Consider the following 19,694-nt stretch of genomic DNA (forward strand, 5'->3'; position numbering starts at 1 on the left):
TTATAAATCCAAAAGTAAAAATCCAGGTAATCAGTAAAATCAGCGTAATCCTGAGCCAAGACAAAATCCGCTTAGCAGGTAAATTGTAATAGCGACATGTAAAAAAAAAGGTATTACTGGCCACTGTACCGGTTTATATGCCCCGTTTTGCATATATATAAGGGTTAAATCCTCCAAAAATGCCGGTAAAAGCGTAACTTTGCGGCTTCATGCAGACTTCTACTTTATTAAAGCCTAATTGCTACGTAAATGATGCCGGGTTTGACTGGTTGTATCCTGAAAGAATACAGCAACTATCAAGAAGGCACTGGACGCCACTCAGTATCGCTAAAGCAGCGGCCCGTTTCCTCGCAAATGAACCAGGGAAAAAAATTCTGGACATCGGCAGCGGTGTCGGAAAATTTTGCCTGGTAGGCGCCCGCTTTTACCCGGGAACCAATTTTTACGGCATTGAGCAACGGGAAGAGCTTTATCAGCACGCACTTGAAGCAAAGGCTGCCACGCAAATCAGGAATGTGAGCTTTATTCACGGCAATTTTACGCAGGAGGATTTTTCTGCGTATGACGGTTTTTACTTCTATAATTCTTTCTTTGAAAACCTGGTAGATCAGGATCAGATAGATAACAACGTAGAATATTCAACAAGTTTATATAATTATTACAGCCGCTTTTTATTTAAAAAACTGGAAAGCAGTGCAAGCGGTACAAGACTGGTAACATACCACAGTCTTGAAGATGAAGTACCTCCCTGTTATCAGATGGTGGATGCTTCTACGGATTTAATGCTAAAAATGTGGATCAGAAGATAGGACTAAGTAATACAAAAATTAATACAATGACTGCAGACGAACATGCTTTAGAGACCATAGCACAATTAGGCGCCATAACAGATTACCAGCAGGCTGACCAGTTACTGGAAACCATAAAAAAGGAACATGCTGCTTTATATAAAGAAATCTTCACCTCCCTCCAGGAAAAAATAGAAAGTTTGTCACCATTGGAATGTAACAGCTTACAGTGGAGCATTTACCGGTATGCCTTGATGCACATACGTAAATGCACGGCATTGGAACCAGCCTGCTAATCAGGCGCTGATAGCCAGCTTTTTGCCAATGGCAGCCACCACGGCTTCCGGCGAAAATTCTTCCTGCAAATACAGGTCAACAAAATCGTAACTGATTTCCAGTGAAGGCGCAATAAGATATGCCGCCGGCACAGGTACGTCTGCATTAACACCGGAAACAAAGCCCCAGATCGGGTCTGATTCCCTGTAAATGCCTGCTTTCCTGGCTATGCGGAACTGTGCGTCGTGCACTACATCAAATGGCAACACCTCCGGATAAACCGATGTAAACTGCTTCTTATCCTCGCTGGACAATACCAGCAAACGGGCGCCGGCAGCCACTATGGCCGCATGGCTTTCTTTCAATCGTTCCATCAGCTGATCAGCGTAATTGTTCCAATGCCAGGAATAAAACACCACTACCAGCGGCTGCAAAGTAAGACTGTGCAATGATGCGCCGGAATGGGCATTATTCAGCAGCGGACCAGCGTTGATCACACGCGCTTCTTCAATAAAAAATTCAGGAAAAAAGCTGCCTGATTTTAACGGGTTAATTTTTTCCCTGTTCCTTACAGGACTGGGGAAGTTTTCCGGTGTGGGCTGCGGTAAGTAATCGGCGTATCTATACAATGATGACATATTAAAGGCTTTTATAATGGCTGATAAAATGGCCGCTGTTATAGGTTTGGTGAATATCTTTTGCTTTCGTAAAACAAAGATAGGGAGAATATTTTAATTACCCTACTATTCCTATAGACTATTAGGATTATAAATTCTAAATAACTGGTTCCTAATAGCTTTGAGAGGAAAATATTTTTCCGGGAGATGAAAACAGGGGTATTTAAGTCCGGCGCCAAACATTCAAAGCGTGTACCCGTTATTGTTATAAAGTTATAGCAACCAGGGGCGCCCATCTTTAAAAAAAACGATAAAAACGTGCCAGGATAAACCCGGATGACATAATTTACAGCGAAGCCATAAAAGAATAAATATTGACATATGCTGCTGAAACACAGACTATCACTCGGCCAGATCTTTTCCTTTACCTGGAAGGTAGACCTTATGTTGCTGGGATGTTGTACCCTGGTATATTTTCTCGACTCACGCTGGCTGGCAGCACATATTAACATCCCTATAGCCGTATCTACCGTACTGGGTACCGCCATCGCCTTCTTTATCGGCTTCAATAACAACCAGGCTTACGACCGCTGGTGGGAAGCCCGTAAAATATGGGGCGCACTGGTAAACGACTCCCGCACCTGGAGCCGGTCCATGCTCAACTATCCCTCCCCGGACGCTACGCCCGAAACCAAAGCCCTCATCCGTCACATGATTTACCGGCACCTCGCCTTTATTTATGCGCTCAAAACCGTTCTCCGCAAACGGCCCGACGACTACTACACCCGCTACCTTACCACAGAAGAAATTGAAGAAGTACAAAAACAAAGTAATATCCCCAATGCCATCCTGAACCTGCAGACCCGCGACTTACAGCAACTCCGGGCCTCCGGCAGCATCGATGGCTTCACTTTTATAGAACTGAACCAGATCCTGGTAAAACACTGCGACTGCATGGGCCAGTCGGAACGGATCAGGAACACCGTATTCCCTCCCAGCTATGTATATTTTACGCAGATGTTTATCTGGTTTTACGTTATCATGAATACACTGATGATGACGGAATCCATCGGCGCATGGGCCATTCCTTTCGGATGGATGTTCGGCTTCGTATTCCATGTAACCCACCTGAACGGCATCACCCTCATGGACCCGTTTGATTTTCAGCCACTCGCTATTCCGCTCGACAGCATCGCCCGGACCATTGAAATCAACGTTATCCAGCTGCTGGGAGATGAACCGGTACCCGCACCGGTATTGCCGCGACAGGAAGGTTTGTACGTAATGTAAGCCCATAGCGAAACGTATTTACTTTGTAATACGTAATTCCTTATTTTTACACCTATGACGTATGACCAATTATGTAATCTATATGCCCAGTCAGTTACCCTCAAGATACTACGGGCACGTAGCGCGCCAATGATGTTGTCATTTTTTCATTACACATTCAAGGAAAAAAATCATACTACCATTTCCAATGTGGAACTGGTAACCCGCTTGTCCGACTACCTCGGCGTAACCGGCTACCGGGCCGCAGATGATGAAATAGACGCTACCAGCCTGCTGGAACACGACGATGTGAAGGCCAGGAAATATATCGATCAATGGAGCAATAAAGGCTTTCTCCGCAAATATCCCGACGACGACGGACTGGATATCCATGAGCTGAGCAGCGACATGGAAAAAGTAATGCACTGGGTATCCACCCTCCAGAAAAGAGAATTTGTTGGCACAGAAAGCCGCTTCAAAGACATCTTCTCCAAACTCAAAGAGCTGATTGACCAGAGCAATAAAGACCCGGAACAAAGGATCCAGGAACTGGAGAAAAAGAAATATGAAATAGAACAGGAAATAAAAGCGATCACCATCACCGGTAAAGTACAGGTGTTTGATGATACCCAGATAAAGGAAAGATTTTACGACGTCAATCGCATGTCGCGCGAACTCCTGAGCGATTTCAAAGAAGTGGAACAAAACTTTGAACAGATCACCCAGGAAATTTATCGCAAACAAAGCGAAAAAGATATCGCGAAAGGCGCACTGCTGGCGTATACCCTCGACTCCTTCGAAGCGCTCCGCCAGAAAGACCAGGGGAAAAGCTTCTACTCCTTCTGGCAGTTCCTCATGGATGAAAACAAACAAGAGGAAATGCGGGAGCTGATCGAAAAACTTTATCTCCTCCTGGAAGACCGGAACATCGAATATAAAAATGACCGCTTCTTAAAAAAACTCAAACAATTTCTTCATGCCTCCGGCAAAAAGGTAATTGACGCCAATAAAAAACTGAGCGATAAACTCAGCCGCGTGCTCAGCGAAAATAATCTTACGGATCACCGCAAAGCAATGGAGCTTATCAACGATATCCGGCAGCTGGCGTTCCAATCGCTCGAGAACCCACCAGGGGAGGAATTTTTTATAGAGATAGAAAGCGATCCAGAAATAGACCTCCTCGACCGCTGGGATATGGCGGAAGAGAAGAAACCCAACGTTGAAGTGGAATTCCCCGAAGGAATGGGTGGTACCGAATTTGACGACAACGACCTGAACGCATTATTTAACCATTTTAACATAGACCGCGCCCTGCTGGAAGATCGCATTTCCACACAACTGCAAAATAAAAAACAGGTAAGCCTGAAAGAACTGGTAGAAATTTATGGCGCCGAAAAAGGGCTCACTGAACTCATTACCTATTTTTCCATCGCGAGCCAGTCGGCACACCATATTATCCTGGAAACCCCGGACCCGGTGATGCTGGGCAGCCGCACCATCAATATGCCGATGGTGCTGTTCACAAATTCACAAAACTAATATCATGGCCGAGAAAAATATATCTCCCTTTGCACACGTGTTTCTAAAACTCATGCAGGGACCTGTATACGAAGAAGATAAATCTTACTGGAAAGACCTGCTTGGATGGCAAACAGAGCTCAGCAAATACCTGCAGCAAACCGGTCTCCAACTGGTGGTAAACGAAGCCGACGGATTTGCACGTATCGTGCAACCGGAAGCAGATGAAACCAACGAAAAACCACTGCCTCGCCTCATGCGCAAATCACGGCTTACCTACGAAGCCACGCTGCTGTGCATTGTGCTCCGTGAAGCCCTCGATGAATTTGATATCCAGGGCAATGGCACCCGTCTTTTTATGACACAAAAAGAAATCAAAGAAAGACTCGCGCTCTTCTTTAAAGAACGACACAACAAATCCAAACTACTGAAAGATCTCAATAAACCCATCAACAGCCTCTTAAATGTAGGCGTGCTGAAAATGACCCGGGAGGACGCTGCCAACAAGGAACTGCATCAATACGAGGTAAAAAGAATCATCAAAGCACTGGTAAATAACGAGAAACTGGAAGAAATAAAATCAAAATTAAACCTGCATGTCCACCCTGTTCAATAGTGATTCAAAAGAAAGTGGATTCCGGTTGCAATATTTTGAAATATACAACTGGGGAACCTTCCACAATAAAATATATCGTGTCAATACCAACGGTAATACCTCCCTGCTCACCGGCGCAAACGGTAGCGGTAAAACTACCCTGATCGATGCGCTCTTAACACTGCTGGTGCCCGCCGGGAAAAGATTCTATAACCAATCGTCCGGAACAGAACAACGCCGCGACAGAGGAGAAGAATCCTATTTCTGGGGCTACTACGGTAAAACCTTCTCCGAAGAATCGCAGCAGTCCAAAACGGACCAGCTCCGTCATAAGGAAAACAACCCTTACTCAGTACTGCTGGCCTACTTCTACAACGCCGCTACCATGCACCAGATCACACTGGCGCAGGTTAGATGGTACTCCGGGGAAATGAAACGGCAATACATCGTTTCGCCGCATAAACTTAATATCAACGATCACTTCGGCAACGGGAAATTTGATGTAAAAGGCGACTGGAAAAAAAGACTGCGCCTCGAATTTCCCAAAACAGAAATCACCGACAGCTTTAAAGAATACGCAGCCCTGTTCAGCAACATCTTCGGACTGCGAAGCGAAAAAGCCCTGTCTCTCTTTAACCAAACCGTTGGTATCAAAGTACTCGGCGATCTGAACACATTTATCCGCGGACAGATGCTGGAAGAAACAGACAGCGAAAACGAATTCCTGAAACTGCGCGAAAACTATGATAGTTTACTCACCAGTCATCGTGCCATTCAGAAAGATGAAACCCAGCTGAAACTGCTGGAACCTATCATCGAAAACCGCGCGGCCTGGCAGCAATTACAAGACAGGAACCGGGAGTTGCAAATGCTCCAGGATATCCTGCCCTCCTGGTTTAATAAACAGGAAAAAGATATCCTGGAAAGAGAACTGGAATCTTTACAGAAAGAACAACAGGCAACTACCCGCAGTCTTACCAATATCAATGAGCAACTCCAGTCGCTGCACCTCCGCAAAGACGAGCTGATAGCCCAGAAAGCCAATAACAGCGTAGATGAACAACTGCGCTCTATCGAAAAATCCATCCATTACGAGCAAAAAGCCATGGAGGCCAAACGTAATAAGATGGAAGAATACAATATGCTCACAGACCGGCTGGAGCTCGCACCCAATCCGGATGAACAGCAGTTCCATGAAAATATTGCAGGCGCTGAACAGATGAAAACAGCGCACGATAAACAACTGGAAACATTACAGGAAGAAATTTTTCATCACAAAAGCAGCCTCGCCGCAGAAAGGACACAGGTATCAAAGCTGGAAGAAGAAATAGATTCCTTCCTGCACCGGAAAAATAATATCCCTTATGAGCTGATCCGTATCCGTCAGCAGCTGGCAAATATGCTGGATATCCAGGAAGATGACCTGCCTTTTGCCGGTGAACTGATCAAAGTAAAAGATGCAGAGATCCATTGGGAAAGCGCCATCGAAAAAGTATTGCACAACTTCGGCCTGCGCCTCCTGGTACCCGAAGAATATATCCTGGACATCAACCGCTACATCAATTCCAATAACCTGCAAACCCGCCTCGTATACCACAAAGTAGAAGAGGAGAGTTATACCATGTTGCGGATGCCTTCTGAAAAAGAAAGCCTGCTGCAAAAAATAGATATCAAACCCGGCACCATCTTCAAGGAATGGTTACAGAACCAGCTGCTCGATCAGTTCGATTATACCTGTACCGACGACATGACTGTATTCAACCGTTGCCGGAAAGCAGTAACTTCCAACGGACTAACGCGGCAGGCTACACGCCATGAAAAAGATGATCGCCCTAACCGTTCCCAGAAAAATAATTATGTGCTGGGATGGAACAACAAAAACAAATTGCGCCTGTTAAAAGAAGAACAGGATGAATGCAACAAGAATATTGAAACGCTGCAGCATAGCATTTCCCAGCTGGAAGACAGCAGGAAAGCCATTGCCAATATCAATGCGCTGCTGAACGCATTGCTGTCGCTGCGTAACTACAGTGAAATCAACTGGCAGATCCATGCCGGCGTCATTGAATCATTTGCACGCGAAAAAGCAACGCTGCTCAAAACCAGCGATAAATACCAGGTGATCTGTGATCAGCTGGACGATATTACCGGGCAAATACAAGGCAAGGAAAAAGAGAAAGAAGGCACCCTCCAGGAAAAAGGCCGCCTGGACGATAAAGCCGCGGAGAAACTGCGCCACTTCAATCAACTGAAGGTCAATAAACTGGACGACGTTTCCCTGCAATACGTGCTGGAATACCTTACAGATCTGTCGCTGACCGAACCGGCGGAAACAACCCTTGAGCTGGCATCTTACCGGAAACGGGCAGATGATAACATGAAGGCAACCATGCACGACGCGATGCGTCTGACCGCGGAAAAAGAAGCTGAAATCACCCGGCAGCTGGCAGCATTTGTGATGCCGCCAAAATCCATCCACGATACCTTCCCTGACTGGCTCGGTGATGTTACAGACCTGCAGCCGCATGTGAAATACCTCGACGAATTTACCTCGCTCTATGAGCGGATTAAATTCCAGCGGCTCATTGAACATAAAGAACGCTTCCGTAAATACATGGACACCAGCATGCTCAATGCCATCACCAACTACCGGGCATGGATATACGGACAGGAAGACCTGATACGCGAAGTAATGGAAGACCTGAACGAACCTTTACGCAACATCACCTTCAATAAAAATCCGGATACCTATCTCCAGCTGGAATGCCGCCATGTACGTGATGTGGAGATCCGGAACTTCAAGGAAAAACTCAGCAACGCAGTACCGGATTCTTATAAATATCAACTTGAAAAAGATGAAGCCTATGGCGATCAGCTGTTTGAAAATATCAAACTGCTCATCACCGAGTTACAACAAAACGAAGCATGGCGCCGCAAAGTAACGGATGTACGCAACTGGCTCGACTTCGGCGCAAAAGAATTCTATGTGGCCGACAACAAGGCATTCAAATATTACGAGGATACGGCTAGTCTTTCCGGTGGCGAAAAAGCACAGTTCACCTACACCATCCTGGGAGCCGCCATTGCCTACCAGTTTGGCATCAATGAAGCCAACCGTCAACACCGCAGCCTGCGCTTCATCACAGTAGATGAAGCCTTCAGCAAACTGGACCCTGAAAAGAGTCACTACCTCATGGAATATTGCGGACAACTGAACCTGCAGCTACTGGTAGTAACGCCACTGGACAAACTGAATATCGCAGAACCATATATCCATGCGTGTCATTTTGTAGCAAATAAAAACAAACGCGACTCCGTGGTATACAACTTCACGATGGAAGAATACCGCGACAGGAAGAAAGAGTTCGAATCCATGGCGGCAATGTCCTAAGCGAAGGTTGTCTTTCTCAGGATTACGCTGATTATACTGATTAACTGGATTTTTACTTTTTGGATTTTATAAAGGATTAAGGGAGATATAAGCGGATATATTCGCTTTTATCTCCCTTAATTATTAAATCTAAAAATCTTAAAAAATCCAAAAAGTAAAATCAGTAAAATCAGCGTAATCCTGAGAAAGACAACCTTCGCTTAGGACATTGCCGCCAGAGCGGGTGCTGGTTGGCATTGCGGCTCCCGTCCCATTTGTTTGCGGCCCCATTCGCTCAGCAGGGTAATGAAGGGTAGTAGTTCACTGCCCGTATCCGTTAGTTGGTATTCCACGCGGGGCGGCACCTCCAGGTATACATGGCGGGTAACCAGGTCGTCGTCCTCCAGTTCACGCAGCACTTGTGTGAGCATTTTAGGGGTTATACCGGTCATGATCCGGCGTAGTTCTCCATATCTTTTCACCCCGTTTCTCAGGTGGTAAATAACACGTCCTTTATGCTTCCCGCCAATCCGTTGGAAAGCGTAATCAACCGCGCAGATCGTGTCAGCATGAATATTTTTTCCGGATTTCTTCATTTTTTTGGCATTGATTATCAGCAATAGTATCCATCTGGTACCTACATTCCCAAATGGTGCATACTTGTCTTATATGAAGTTAGGGAGCAATTTTGTGAAAGAAAAAAATAGTTCTTATGAAAGCAATACAACAAGTAGCCTTCGGACTGGAAAGTTTACAGCTCAAAGAAATACCCACTCCCATAGCCGGCCCCGGTGAAGTACTGGTAAAAATAGAGGCCGCAGCACTCAATTACCTCGATGTAGCCCTCGCTACCGGCACTTACAGCAAGGAATTACCGCTGCCCCGCATTCCCACTTCCGATGGCGCCGGTGTAGTAGCCGCCATCGGTGATAACGTTACCAAATGGCAACCGGGCGATCGGGTGGCTATTCATTACAACCAGCTCTGGCAGCATGGCCTGGCCACCGCCGGTACCAATCATATCAGAACCGGTGTAAGCACGCCCGGCCTGCTGGCAGAATATGCAGTAATCCCTGAATATGCACTGGTACGCACTCCTGCCAATTTAACCAGCGTGGAAGCCGCTACATTGCCTGTTGCCGGCGTTACCGCATGGACAGGCCTGATGGGCTATGCTGGTATCAAAGCAGGGCAAACCGTACTTACACAAGGCACCGGCGGCGTCTCCCTTTTTACCATGCAAATCGCATTGGCAGCAGGCGCGAAGGTGATTGCCACCAGCAGTCATCCGGATAAACTGAAGAAATTACAGGAGCTGGGCGCCCACGAAGTAATCGATTATAAAAAATATCCCAACTGGCATGAAGAAGTAAAACGTATCACGGGCGGGGAAGGTGTACATGCTACCTTGGATATTGCCGGCGCCGCCACCATCGTTAATTCTGTTAAGTCGGTAGGCTTCAATGGCTTTGTGGGCCTGGTAGGCTTCATTGAAGGCGCACAGCTGCCGGTAGACCTGTTTACAGTTGTAGGCAGCTATATCCGGCTGCAGGGCTACTCTGTAGGCAGCCTGAAAAGTTTCCAGGAGCTGGCTGCCGCAATAGCAATAAATGATATCCATCCGGTAATAGACAGCGTATTCCCTGTAAGCGAGGCGCAGGAAGCATTCAGGTATATGGGCGGCGGTAATTATTTCGGGAAAGTAGTAATAGAAATGAAGTAAAGTGGTGAACATATAAACGTCCTGCGCATCGGCAGGACGTTATACCAAGTAAACCATTACACTAAAATTATTGTTTCAAGATAGTAAAAACAAGTTGAAAAGCGGGTTATTTCCTTGTTAAGGTGATGATAACATTATATTTTTATCAATACATGACAAACATCAGTTTCATGGATATCTTCACCTGCTACCTTTGCATCAATAATTGAACATTATGCCTTCAGTAGAAATACTATCCAGAATACAGTTTGCCTTTACCATTGCCTTCCATTACATCTATCCTCCGCTGAGTATAGGGCTGGGACTGTGCCTCGTGATCATGGAGGGCCTGTACCTCAGAACCGGTTTGTCGCTTTACAAGGACATTACACGATATTGGATTAAAATATTTGCATTGATCTTCGGTATCGGCGTAGCCACCGGCATTGTAATGGAATTTGAATTCGGCACTAACTGGGCTACTTATTCACATTACGTAGGCGACATTTTCGGAAGTGCGCTGGCAGCGGAAGGCATCTTTGCATTTGCGATGGAATCTGCCTTCCTGGGCGTATTATTGTTTGGCTGGAACCGCGTTCACAAGGGCGTACATTTCTTTTCTACGTGTATGGTGGCGCTGGGCTCTATCTTTTCTGCATTGTGGATCGTTATTGCCAATTCCTGGCAGCAAACGCCAACCGGTTACCGCATAGAAGGGCATGATCTGCAGGCGCGTGCAGTAGTTACTGATTTCTGGGAGATGGTGTTTAACCCTTCTTCGGTCGACAGGTTCTCACATGTGATTATTGGTTCTTTTCTCGCCGGCTCTTTCCTGGTGATGAGCGTTGCCGCCTGGTATGTACTTAAAAACCGCTTTGCCAAACATGCACAGGCTATGTTTAAAGTAGGCCTGGGCGTAGCTGTAATTGCTGCGCTGATGCAGCTTTTCACCGGTCACCGTTCCGCTCACTATGTAAGCAAATATCAACCCGCTAAACTGGCTGCTATGGAAGGGCACTACGATAGTTCTGCAGTAGCGCCCATGTATATTGTGGGTTGGGTAGATAATAAAAATGAAAAAACAACCGGCATAAAAATTCCGGGAGGCCTTTCTTTCCTTACGCATGGCAGCTTCTCCGCCCCGGTAGAAGGTCTCAGAGCCACGCCCAAGGCAGACAGGCCCGGCGCAGTGAACTTTGTATTCCAGATGTATCATTTGATGATTACGATCGGCATGATACTCATAGGACTTACGCTGCTGGCCGTTTTCTTTTTATGGAGAAAGAAACTGTTTAACCAGCGCTGGCTGATGATCATATTTGCATGGGCGGTACTGCTGCCGCAAATAGCCAACCAGGTAGGCTGGTATGCCGCGGAAGTAGGACGCCAGCCCTGGGTGGTGTACAAACTGCTGCGCACATCTGATGCACTGTCGCGTAAAGTAACCGCAGACCAGGTAATGTTCTCGCTGATATTATTTACGCTGGTATATATGTTGCTGTTTACGCTGTTCATCTATCTGCTAACGCGGAAAATACAGCACGGACCAGATGTTTCAGAGAATGCTGAAATTGAATACGACGGCTATTATCACGATAATATAACTTACCATCCCACTAAATTATAACTCATGGAAACAATTCTCGGACTGGATCTTCCCACCTGGTGGTTTTTAGTGATTGGCGGATTGATCACTGGTTATGGTGTGCTGGATGGCTTCGACCTGGGTGCTGGTGCCTTGCACCTGTTTTTTAAAAAAGAAGAAAGCCGGCGCCTGGTGCTGAATGCGATAGGACCGGTATGGGATGGAAATGAGGTATGGCTGGTAATTGCCGGCGGGGCCTTGTTTGCCGGCTTTCCGCTGGTATACGGCGTGGTACTGTCTACCTTCTACATTCCCTTTATGTTATTCCTCGTAGCCCTCATCTTCCGGGCTATTTCAATAGAATTCAGAAGTAAGGAAACCTGGCTATGGTGGCGCAAAATGTGGGATATCAGTTATACAGTGTCCAGCACCGGTATTACGCTGCTGCTGGGATTGGTACTGGGCAACCTCATTCACGGTCTCCCGATTAATAAGGAACATGAATTTACCGGTACGCTGCTCACCTTTTTTAATCCTTATGCGATACTGATTGCTTTTACCACCTTATCGCTGTTCATGCTGCATGGTTCTATTTACCTGGTAATGAAAACGGAAAACAGGCTGTACACCAGGCTTACGGTGATAGTGAACAACTGCAGCAAGTTCTTCATTCTTTGCTTTATTCTAACGTCAATGGCTACCCTTATTTATGTGCCGCACATGACGTTCCAGTTTAAATCGCATCCGCAGCTGTTCCTGCTGCCCATGCTGGCGGTACTGATCCTGCTGAATATCAAAAGGAATGTGGATGCACGCAGATATTATACCGCCTTCCTCTATTCTTCTATTATCACTGCCTGTTTGCTTATCCTCTTCGCGGTAGGCCTGTATCCCAACATTGTGATATCTACTACTGATCCTGCTTATAGTATCAGCATTTATGCAGCGGCGTCTTCTGTTAAATCGTTGAAAATTATGCTGCTCATTGCAGCCATAGGCACCCCGATGGTAATTGGATATACTACTTTCTTATTCTGGACATTCCGGGGTAAAGTGAAGCTGAACGAAATGAGTTATTAGATATTAGCTATTGGCTAAAAAAACAGGTCCCCGCAAGAAATTGCAGGGACTTACCATTTAACCTATATTCTGTACTGTAGCATTGTGTTGATGATCTCCCGAAAGTCGCCAGTTATCATTTTCCCGTATCCTATCTTTTATCAGGAGAGATGTATTTAAGACGGCCTGCTTTGATAAAAGTTTAACCGGTTTAAAAAAATTTCTGAAAATAATTCCGGGAAGCCGAAATTAGTACCCAGAATTGATCACTTCCATGAATCGTATCGACCGGCTTACCGCCATTCTCATACAACTACAGGGTAAAAAAATAGTAAAGGCCGCGGAGATTTCCGACCGCTTTAACATTAGCTTAAGAACGGTGTACAGGGATGTAAAAGCCCTGCAGGAAGCCGGCGTGCCCATTGGTGCAGAAGCGGGTACCGGTTATTATATCGTGGAAGGCTATCACCTGCCCCCTGTGATGTTTTCCAAAGAAGAGGCAGCCGCACTCCTGACCGGGGAAAAACTGATGGAACAATTCAGTGACCACAGTAACCGGAAACAGTTTAGTCTTGCTATGGAAAAGATCCGTTCCGTACTCCGTGGAACAGAAAAGGACTACCTCGAATCACTGGATGAAAACATCGCCGTATTGAGGTACCGGCCTGTAGTAGCGGATGCGGCGGAGTTCCCCAACCGGTTCCTTTCCGATATTCAGCAAGCCCTGGGCATGAACCAGGTGATCAGTATGGAGTACTTTTCCTTCCAGGAAGAAGTGGCCACACGCAGGGAAGTAGAACCAATAGGTATTTTTCATAGCAGCGCCAACTGGCACCTGATCGCCTTCTGCAAGCTCCGGCAGGGCTACCGCGACTTCCGGGTAGACCGTATCCGTAAATTAACCGTGCTGCCTGCCACTTATAAGAAAAACAAGCATCTTTCTTTGCAGGATTACCTGGAACAGCAGCGCAGCCGGAACAGCGAAAATACCTATCTCGTAAAAATAGCGCTGGACAACGATATGTTGCGGTATGTAAGGGAACAGAAGTATTACTATGGCCTTATGGACGAAAAAGTGGTGGGCGATAAAACAGAGCTTACATTCCTCCAGGCCTCCCTGGGCCATTTCGCCAGGTGGTTGATTATGTTTGGCAACCGGGTGGAAGTACTGCAGCCCCAGGAGCTCAAAACCGCTATCGGAGATCTTGTAACAGAACTCCACGGACATTATTTATAAATCCGGAAATGCTGCTGACATAAGGTTGTCACTCCCAGGCTGTTCTTTTGTATTGTGATCAAAAACAATACAAATATGAAAAAGCTCAGCAATTGCTATGTATTCCTGTTCGATGGCTACTCCGACTGGGAACCCGCGCTGGCCATGTATGGCCTGGGAAGCTTCACAGATACCAACATCGTTACCTTTTCCTTTACCGGCGAACCCGTTACTTCCGGCGGGCAGCTAAAGATACAACCCCGTGCAAGTCTTGATGAGGCATTGAAAGCGGATATCGACCTGCTGATACTTCCTGGAGGTGCGGCCATGGAAAATGATTCCAATGCTGCAATCATTCCACTTGTTAAACAACTGCTGGCACAGCAAAAAACAGTCGCGGCTATCTGCGGCGCCACTGTGCTGCTGGGGCAGCACGGCTTCCTGGACAACATTGCCCATACCAGCAATCACCCTGAAGTGCTAAAGCAACAGGCCCCTGCTTATAAAGGCGCCGGAAAATACCTGGATGAACCCGCAGTAGCTGATAAGCAGATCATAACCGCCAGCGGTACTGCAATGACAGCCTTTGCCAAAGCTATCTATCAGCATTTTAATTTACTGGAGATAGAACCCCTGAAGTTTTGGTTTGGCTTCTTTGATCATTCGGCTGTTCTTCCGGAGATGTTATCTGCGGCGCCCTTTCATTTCTTCTATCAGCGTTACGAAACTAATTATGCCGGTATGCTGTCGCTCGTACGCACCGCTATTAAAGACGTGTACCGGGAGGCCATCAACGCCGGACTGGAAATATGCGGCGCCCCCGAATGGCACTACCGCAACTTCGACGGAAAACCAGATACCGTATTCACCCTGGATATCGGCCTGCCGGTAACGGCCGTGCAAACAGTTACAGCGCCGTGGCAATGCGAAACACTGCCCGCCTTCAACTGCGTAAGCATGCAGCACAAAGGCCCCTGGGAACAGCTCATCACTACCTACGGGCAGTTATTTACCGGTATCGGTATACTGGGTATGGAGGTAACCGGCTATACGCGGGAACAATACCTCCGGTATAATTTTGAACAACCGGCGCAGAATATCACCAACATACAGATTGGGTTACGCTAGCCGGCGTAAACATCCCCTGGCACTCCCCGGGGGATTTTAACTCTTAAAACAATGAAAGTCTATATCATCATGGGATGGCTGCTGCTCATCACCTTTGCATTTGATATACAATTAACATTTAAAAATATGAGTAAACTGGATTTAACAAAGGAATTCAAACAGTACTATACTGCCGCGTTAGTACCTGAACTGGTTACCATAGAAAAGGGACTGTTTGTAACTATCACAGGCAAAGGGGATCCCAATGGTCCCATGTTTAGTGAAGTAACGGCAGCGTTGTATGCAGTGGCATATGGTATTAAGTTCAGCAGCAAGCAAAAGGGCCGCGACTTTACCGTGAGCAAGCTGGAAGGTTTCTGGTGGGTAAACGTTAATACCGCAGATCCGCTGCAGGTATCCCGAGATCAATGGCACTACGAACTGGCCATCAGGATGCCGGACGACATCACCCGCCAGCAGTTTTCCGAAGCAGTGCTTGCTGCAGAGAAAAAGAAGAAGTCTGTTTTTATCAGGCAGGTGGATTTAAAGCATATAGAAGAGGGGCTGAGTGTTCAGCTGATGCATATTGGTCCTTATAGTGAAGAGCCGGTATCATTGAAAAAGATGGAGGAGTTCATGCTTCAGCAGGGGTTGCGCATGAATGGGCGGCATCATGAAATTTACCTGTCGGATTTCAGGAAAACGGCGCCGGAAAAGCTGAAAACGATATTAAGACACCCGGTAAGTAAGTAGCTGATGATGGGCGGAGCACATCTTACCAAAAACAGTTAGTCGGTTAACCCGAGTTGTATAATGGCTTGTTGTGCAGCGATCTGGCTGGCATCTTTTTTATTGAAGGCTTTGCCGCTGCAAATGAGTTCGCCATCTACTACAGCCCCTACGGTGAAGATGCGCCGGCCGTTGTCCATCTGTTCTTCGAGGAGTTCGAATTCCAGTGTTTTGCCATTTTTATTGGCCCAGCCGTATAATTTGTTCTTGTGGTTCATTTCCACGGTTTCCAGCAGTTCCATGTCTATATAAGGCATGATAATGCGTTTATGCACAAACTGTTGGGTTTTATTATAGCCGCGGTCGAGGTATACAGCACCTACGAGGGCTTCGAGGGTGTTGCCGAATATCTGGCTTATTTTGAGGAAGCTGTTGTATTTGTCGTAGATGGTGAGCTTTCTTAAGCCCATTTTGATGGCAATGTCGTTCAATTGTTGCCGGTTAACGATCTTGGAGCGCATCTCGGTTAAATATCCTTCTGTTTTATAGGGATATTTTTTAAAGAGATAGTCACCCACAATGGCGCCGAGAATAGCGTCACCGAGGTATTCCAGCCTTTCGTTGCTTTCTAGGAATTTTTCTTTACTGGAACGATGGCTCAGGGCCACTTCATAAAGGGCAAAGTTACCAGGCGGGAAGCCCAGCAGGTTGTGCAGCTCTTTATATAAGTGCCTTTTTTTGGAAACAAGTCGATATAAAAAACCTGGCAGTAAACTCACACAATCAAGATCAAGGAACAAATTTTTTGAAAATCACGGAAGCATTATGTCCGCCAAACCCGAAGGTGTTGGACAATGCAGCGTTTACTTCTCTCCTTTGTGCGATATTAAAAGTAAAATTCAGCTTCGGGTCTAACTGCGGGTCGTCAGTGAAGTGGTTGATCGTAGGAGGAACTATGCCATCGAGGATAGACATAATTACGGCTATGGATTCAACGGCGCCGGCAGCCCCGAGTAAGTGCCCTGTCATGGATTTTGTAGAGCTGATGTTCATTTGATAGGCATGCTCTTCAAAAACGCGCTGAATGGCTTTTACTTCGGCAATATCTCCCAACGGAGTGGAAGTACCGTGAACGTTGATGTAATCGATTTCGTTGGCCTGCATTCCGGCATCTGCCAAAGCGTTCCGCATTACATTTAAAGCGCCTAGTCCTTCCGGATGTGGGGCTGTGATGTGATATGCATCTGCTGTAGCGCCGCCGCCGGCTAACTCTGCGTATATCCTGGCGCCTCTTTCCTGTGCGTGTTCTAACGACTCCAGTATCAGTGCGCCAGCTCCTTCGCCCATCACAAAACCATCGCGGTCAAGATCAAAGGGTCTGGAAGCAGTTTTGGGATCTTCATTCCTTTCTGACAGGGCCTTCATGGCGTTGAAGCCACCAACACAAGGCTCGTTGATCACATTTTCCGATCCGCCGGTAACCACCATATCGGTTTTGCCGTAACGGATACTGTACATCGCCTCAATGATAGCATTGGTAGCAGATGCGCAGGCTGATACAACGGAAAAGTTGGGCCCCCTGAAACCGTGACGGATAGAAATATAGCCGGCAGCGATATCAAGAATAAGCCTTGGAATTAGAAAAGGACTGAAGCGGGGCGTACCATCCCCTGTATGGAAATCTCTCAGCTCGTGACTGAAATTGATCATACCTCCAACACCAGTACCCCATATCACTCCAACACGATCAGCATTGATCTTGTCTTTATTGATATTGGCGTCTAGTATCGCCTGATCTGCGGCAATTACAGCCGTCTGTGTAAAGGGGTCCATTTTACGGGCCTCTTTTTTGTCCAGGTAGTTAGCAGGATCAAAATTTTTCAGTTCGCAAGCAAAACGGGTTTTGAACTTGGAAGCATCAAATTGCTTGATATAATCCGCGCCGGATACACCGTTCGTCAATCCGTGCCAGAAATCGGCCACAGTATTGCCGAGCGGTGTAAGAGCGCCTAAACCTGTAACGACAACTCGTCTTGGTTGCATTAAAACAATTCTGATTAGGAGGATTATTTTACATGTTCTTCCAGGTAAGCAACTGCCTGGCCAACAGTAGTAATAGTTTCAGCTTGTTCGTCAGGAATGGAGATGTTGAATTCTTTTTCGAATTCCATAATCAGTTCTACCGTATCCAAAGAGTCAGCGCCTAAGTCATTGGTGAAGCTGGCTTCAGGAGTTACCTCGGCTTCGTCAACGCCCAATTTGTCAATGATGATCTTTTTAACTCTTGATGCAATGTCTGACATAATTTTAAGTGTTTTTGGTTTAAAACTTGACTGCAAAAATATAATTTTTATTGAATTGCCAACAGATAGCCCGAATTTTAAGGACGCTCTAACCTGGCCAATCTCACCAAACCCAATACAGTAAACATATTCATAGCTTTGTTAATAAAAGAATTTATATATTTTTGATACTGGCTGGATTACAGATTTGCATATTTTACCACAAAAGTCGCCTTTTTCGGGACAATTACGCCATTCTCTGAAATCCAAAACATATAAATCTTAAAATATCTCCATTCAACCGGCTATTTAGCCACTTATCTAAAGCATTAACGCTATTTAACAGTTGCCGGGAGCATTCAGCCTCCTCAATGCGTAAATTTGTCCGGCTTGTGAGATAGTATCCCTTCAGGAGCCTGTTTCTCTGTTATGAATCAGTAGCAAAAGTTAGAAAAACACATATAAATAAGATATGGCCATCACCAAAAAGACCGTTCGCACAATAGTTATATTGGCCGCAGCCGGTATCGTCATTTACCTCGCTTTTAAGAAAATATCCGGCAAAAAATCAGCCGGAGAGCCGGCCGCTGCCGCATCCGGCGCAAAAGGAGGCGCTTCCCGGCTGCTGCTTACCGATGCCTGGATTGTTAAAACATCCCGGCTCGATCAATCTATTGAAGCAAGCGGCACCTTGCAGAGCAATGAAGAAGTAGAAGTGAAACCGGAAATTAATGGCCGCATCACACACCTTTATTTTAAAGAAGGAACCACTGTAAGAAAAGGAGATCTGCTGGTTAAACTGTATGACGAAGACCTCAGAGCACAGCTTCAGAAGCTCAAATTACAGCAGCAACTGGCCAAAACAACCCTGGAACGCCAGGAAAACCTCCTTAAAATAAATGGAATCAGCCAACAGGACGTAGATGTGACCCGCAACCAGGTAAGCGCCTACGGAGCCGATATGGAGTATACCCAAACCCAGTTGCAGAAAACAGAACTACGCGCTCCCTTCAGCGGTAAGCTCGGTTTACGCAACGTAAGCGAAGGCGCCATCGTGTCGTCCCTTACCATTATTACCACCCTCCAGCAAATAGATCCGCTGAAAATGGACTTCTCCGTGGCCGAGAAATACCGCAACGCCATCAAAAATGGCGACCAGGTCAACTTCCTGGTATCCGGTGACAATAAAGAATATAAAGGCAGCATTTATGCCATCGATCCGAAAATAGATCTTACCACCCGTACTGTAAAGCTCCGTGCTATCGTTCCTAATAATAACGGTATCCTGTTCCCCGGCTCCTTTGCCAAAGTGAAAATTTTGCTGAAAGACCTCCCGGATGCTATGTTGATACCGTCACAGGCCGTTATTCCCGGTACCCGTGATAAAAAAGTAATTATTGCCGATAAAGGCCAGGCCAAGTTTGTAACAGTAGAAACAGGCATCAGAACCGAAAGCAGTGTACAGATCACCAGTGGCCTACAACCTGGTGACACGGTTATTACCACTGGTATTCTCCAGCTGAAACCAGGCATGCAGTTGAAGTACAATAAGATACAATAATAGTTTTCCCAACGGCACTA

18 protein-coding genes are annotated in these 19,694 nt (G+C 46.3%); 13 read left to right on the plus strand and 5 right to left on the minus strand.

Going from position 1 to position 19,694, the window contains the following annotated elements:
• Positions 1-209 precede the first annotated feature (209 nt).
• Both ACLHR0_RS29205 and ACLHR0_RS29210 read left to right on the plus strand, forming a co-directional pair.
• The gene (locus tag ACLHR0_RS29205; RefSeq protein WP_436491397.1) at positions 210-809 is read left to right on the plus strand and encodes a class I SAM-dependent methyltransferase; all 600 of its coding nucleotides are present in this window, start codon (positions 210-212) and stop codon (positions 807-809) included.
• A 26-nt stretch (positions 810-835) separates the two neighbouring features.
• Positions 836-1,084, plus strand: coding sequence for a hypothetical protein (locus ACLHR0_RS29210; RefSeq protein WP_429043982.1), 249 nt, complete (start codon positions 836-838; stop codon positions 1,082-1,084).
• Here the strand turns inward: ACLHR0_RS29210 and ACLHR0_RS29215 are convergent, their stop codons facing one another.
• On the minus strand, positions 1,085-1,702 hold the full coding sequence (locus tag ACLHR0_RS29215; protein WP_370911209.1) for a redoxin domain-containing protein: 618 nt from the start codon (positions 1,700-1,702) through the stop codon (positions 1,085-1,087).
• Positions 1,703-2,062: 360 nt separating this feature from the next.
• Here ACLHR0_RS29215 and ACLHR0_RS29220 point away from each other — a divergent pair, with 360 nt between their 5' ends.
• From ACLHR0_RS29220 to ACLHR0_RS29235, 4 genes are read left to right on the plus strand one after another with little or no spacing between them, the layout of a single operon-like run.
• Entirely contained in the window at positions 2,063-2,971 is a 909-nt protein-coding gene (locus tag ACLHR0_RS29220; RefSeq protein ID WP_429061971.1) for a bestrophin family protein, read from the plus strand.
• A 54-nt stretch (positions 2,972-3,025) separates the two neighbouring features.
• Complete coding sequence (locus ACLHR0_RS29225; protein ID WP_370911211.1) at positions 3,026-4,489, plus strand: DUF3375 domain-containing protein; 1,464 nt, start codon at positions 3,026-3,028, stop codon at positions 4,487-4,489.
• Positions 4,490-4,493: 4 nt separating this feature from the next.
• The gene (locus ACLHR0_RS29230; RefSeq protein ID WP_370911212.1) at positions 4,494-5,084 is read left to right on the plus strand and encodes a DUF4194 domain-containing protein; all 591 of its coding nucleotides are present in this window, start codon (positions 4,494-4,496) and stop codon (positions 5,082-5,084) included.
• The gene (locus ACLHR0_RS29235; protein WP_436491401.1) at positions 5,065-8,454 is read left to right on the plus strand and encodes an ATP-binding protein; all 3,390 of its coding nucleotides are present in this window, start codon (positions 5,065-5,067) and stop codon (positions 8,452-8,454) included. Before ACLHR0_RS29230 ends, ACLHR0_RS29235 begins: the two co-directional genes overlap by 20 nt.
• Positions 8,455-8,654: 200 nt before the next feature.
• Here ACLHR0_RS29235 and ACLHR0_RS29240 read toward each other — a convergent pair whose 3' ends face one another.
• Positions 8,655-9,029 carry a winged helix-turn-helix transcriptional regulator gene (locus ACLHR0_RS29240; protein ID WP_436491403.1) on the minus strand — a complete coding sequence of 125 codons (375 nt, stop codon included), beginning with the start codon at positions 9,027-9,029 and terminating at the stop codon, positions 8,655-8,657.
• Positions 9,030-9,145: 116 nt separating this feature from the next.
• On the opposite strand from ACLHR0_RS29240, the gene ACLHR0_RS29245 reads away from it, so the two are divergent.
• From ACLHR0_RS29245 to ACLHR0_RS29270, 6 genes are all read left to right on the plus strand, one after another.
• Entirely contained in the window at positions 9,146-10,156 is a 1,011-nt protein-coding gene (locus tag ACLHR0_RS29245) for a zinc-dependent alcohol dehydrogenase family protein (protein WP_436491405.1), read from the plus strand.
• A gap of 214 nt (positions 10,157-10,370) precedes the next feature.
• Positions 10,371-11,762 carry a cytochrome ubiquinol oxidase subunit I gene (locus ACLHR0_RS29250; protein ID WP_436491406.1) on the plus strand — a complete coding sequence of 464 codons (1,392 nt, stop codon included), beginning with the start codon at positions 10,371-10,373 and terminating at the stop codon, positions 11,760-11,762.
• 3 nt (positions 11,763-11,765) lie between these two features.
• On the plus strand, positions 11,766-12,800 hold the full coding sequence (cydB, locus tag ACLHR0_RS29255) for a cytochrome d ubiquinol oxidase subunit II (protein WP_370911217.1): 1,035 nt from the start codon (positions 11,766-11,768) through the stop codon (positions 12,798-12,800).
• A 253-nt stretch (positions 12,801-13,053) separates the two neighbouring features.
• Positions 13,054-14,016 carry a helix-turn-helix transcriptional regulator gene (locus ACLHR0_RS29260; protein ID WP_436491409.1) on the plus strand — a complete coding sequence of 321 codons (963 nt, stop codon included), beginning with the start codon at positions 13,054-13,056 and terminating at the stop codon, positions 14,014-14,016.
• Positions 14,017-14,091: 75 nt separating this feature from the next.
• A complete protein-coding gene (locus tag ACLHR0_RS29265; RefSeq protein WP_436491411.1) occupies positions 14,092-15,123 on the plus strand; it encodes a DJ-1/PfpI family protein in 1,032 nt (343 codons plus the stop codon).
• A gap of 51 nt (positions 15,124-15,174) precedes the next feature.
• Positions 15,175-15,855 carry a GyrI-like domain-containing protein gene (locus tag ACLHR0_RS29270; RefSeq protein ID WP_436491413.1) on the plus strand — a complete coding sequence of 227 codons (681 nt, stop codon included), beginning with the start codon at positions 15,175-15,177 and terminating at the stop codon, positions 15,853-15,855.
• Between the two features lie 35 nt (positions 15,856-15,890).
• Here the strand turns inward: ACLHR0_RS29270 and rnc are convergent, their stop codons facing one another.
• Genes rnc through ACLHR0_RS29285 form a run of 3 tightly spaced genes read right to left on the minus strand, consistent with a single transcriptional unit; the run spans position 15,891 to position 18,134 of the window.
• Positions 15,891-16,610 (minus strand): ribonuclease III, encoded by a 720-nt coding sequence (gene rnc, locus ACLHR0_RS29275; RefSeq protein ID WP_079469778.1) that lies wholly within the window; start codon positions 16,608-16,610, stop codon positions 15,891-15,893.
• Positions 16,611-16,620: 10 nt separating this feature from the next.
• Positions 16,621-17,874 (minus strand): beta-ketoacyl-ACP synthase II, encoded by a 1,254-nt coding sequence (fabF, locus tag ACLHR0_RS29280; RefSeq protein WP_370911221.1) that lies wholly within the window; start codon positions 17,872-17,874, stop codon positions 16,621-16,623.
• Positions 17,875-17,897: 23 nt separating this feature from the next.
• Entirely contained in the window at positions 17,898-18,134 is a 237-nt protein-coding gene (locus ACLHR0_RS29285) for an acyl carrier protein (RefSeq protein WP_012788038.1), read from the minus strand.
• Between the two features lie 451 nt (positions 18,135-18,585).
• On the opposite strand from ACLHR0_RS29285, the gene ACLHR0_RS29290 reads away from it, so the two are divergent.
• Positions 18,586-19,674 (plus strand): efflux RND transporter periplasmic adaptor subunit, encoded by a 1,089-nt coding sequence (locus tag ACLHR0_RS29290; RefSeq protein WP_436491418.1) that lies wholly within the window; start codon positions 18,586-18,588, stop codon positions 19,672-19,674.
• The last annotated feature ends 20 nt before the right edge of the window (positions 19,675-19,694 follow it).

The sequence above is a fragment of the Chitinophaga sp. ARDCPP14 genome, from assembly GCF_051362515.1.
Classification (GTDB): domain Bacteria; phylum Bacteroidota; class Bacteroidia; order Chitinophagales; family Chitinophagaceae; genus Chitinophaga.

What these genes read in the sequence shown, in the direction of transcription:
- ACLHR0_RS29205 (WP_436491397.1), top strand. Translation starts at nt 210, where the DNA reads ATGCAGACTTCTACTTTATTAAAGCCTAATTGCTACGTAAATGATGCC.
- ACLHR0_RS29210 (WP_429043982.1), top strand. Translation starts at nt 836, where the DNA reads ATGACTGCAGACGAACATGCTTTAGAGACCATAGCACAATTAGGCGCC.
- ACLHR0_RS29215 (WP_370911209.1), bottom strand. Translation starts at nt 1,702, where the DNA reads ATGTCATCATTGTATAGATACGCCGATTACTTACCGCAGCCCACACCG.
- ACLHR0_RS29220 (WP_429061971.1), top strand. Translation starts at nt 2,063, where the DNA reads ATGCTGCTGAAACACAGACTATCACTCGGCCAGATCTTTTCCTTTACC.
- ACLHR0_RS29225 (WP_370911211.1), top strand. Translation starts at nt 3,026, where the DNA reads ATGACGTATGACCAATTATGTAATCTATATGCCCAGTCAGTTACCCTC.
- ACLHR0_RS29230 (WP_370911212.1), top strand. Translation starts at nt 4,494, where the DNA reads ATGGCCGAGAAAAATATATCTCCCTTTGCACACGTGTTTCTAAAACTC.
- ACLHR0_RS29235 (WP_436491401.1), top strand. Translation starts at nt 5,065, where the DNA reads ATGTCCACCCTGTTCAATAGTGATTCAAAAGAAAGTGGATTCCGGTTG.
- ACLHR0_RS29240 (WP_436491403.1), bottom strand. Translation starts at nt 9,029, where the DNA reads ATGAAGAAATCCGGAAAAAATATTCATGCTGACACGATCTGCGCGGTT.
- ACLHR0_RS29245 (WP_436491405.1), top strand. Translation starts at nt 9,146, where the DNA reads ATGAAAGCAATACAACAAGTAGCCTTCGGACTGGAAAGTTTACAGCTC.
- ACLHR0_RS29250 (WP_436491406.1), top strand. Translation starts at nt 10,371, where the DNA reads ATGCCTTCAGTAGAAATACTATCCAGAATACAGTTTGCCTTTACCATT.
- cydB (WP_370911217.1), top strand. Translation starts at nt 11,766, where the DNA reads ATGGAAACAATTCTCGGACTGGATCTTCCCACCTGGTGGTTTTTAGTG.
- ACLHR0_RS29260 (WP_436491409.1), top strand. Translation starts at nt 13,054, where the DNA reads ATGAATCGTATCGACCGGCTTACCGCCATTCTCATACAACTACAGGGT.
- ACLHR0_RS29265 (WP_436491411.1), top strand. Translation starts at nt 14,092, where the DNA reads ATGAAAAAGCTCAGCAATTGCTATGTATTCCTGTTCGATGGCTACTCC.
- ACLHR0_RS29270 (WP_436491413.1), top strand. Translation starts at nt 15,175, where the DNA reads ATGAAAGTCTATATCATCATGGGATGGCTGCTGCTCATCACCTTTGCA.
- fabF (WP_370911221.1), bottom strand. Translation starts at nt 17,874, where the DNA reads ATGCAACCAAGACGAGTTGTCGTTACAGGTTTAGGCGCTCTTACACCG.
- ACLHR0_RS29285 (WP_012788038.1), bottom strand. Translation starts at nt 18,134, where the DNA reads ATGTCAGACATTGCATCAAGAGTTAAAAAGATCATCATTGACAAATTG.
- ACLHR0_RS29290 (WP_436491418.1), top strand. Translation starts at nt 18,586, where the DNA reads ATGGCCATCACCAAAAAGACCGTTCGCACAATAGTTATATTGGCCGCA.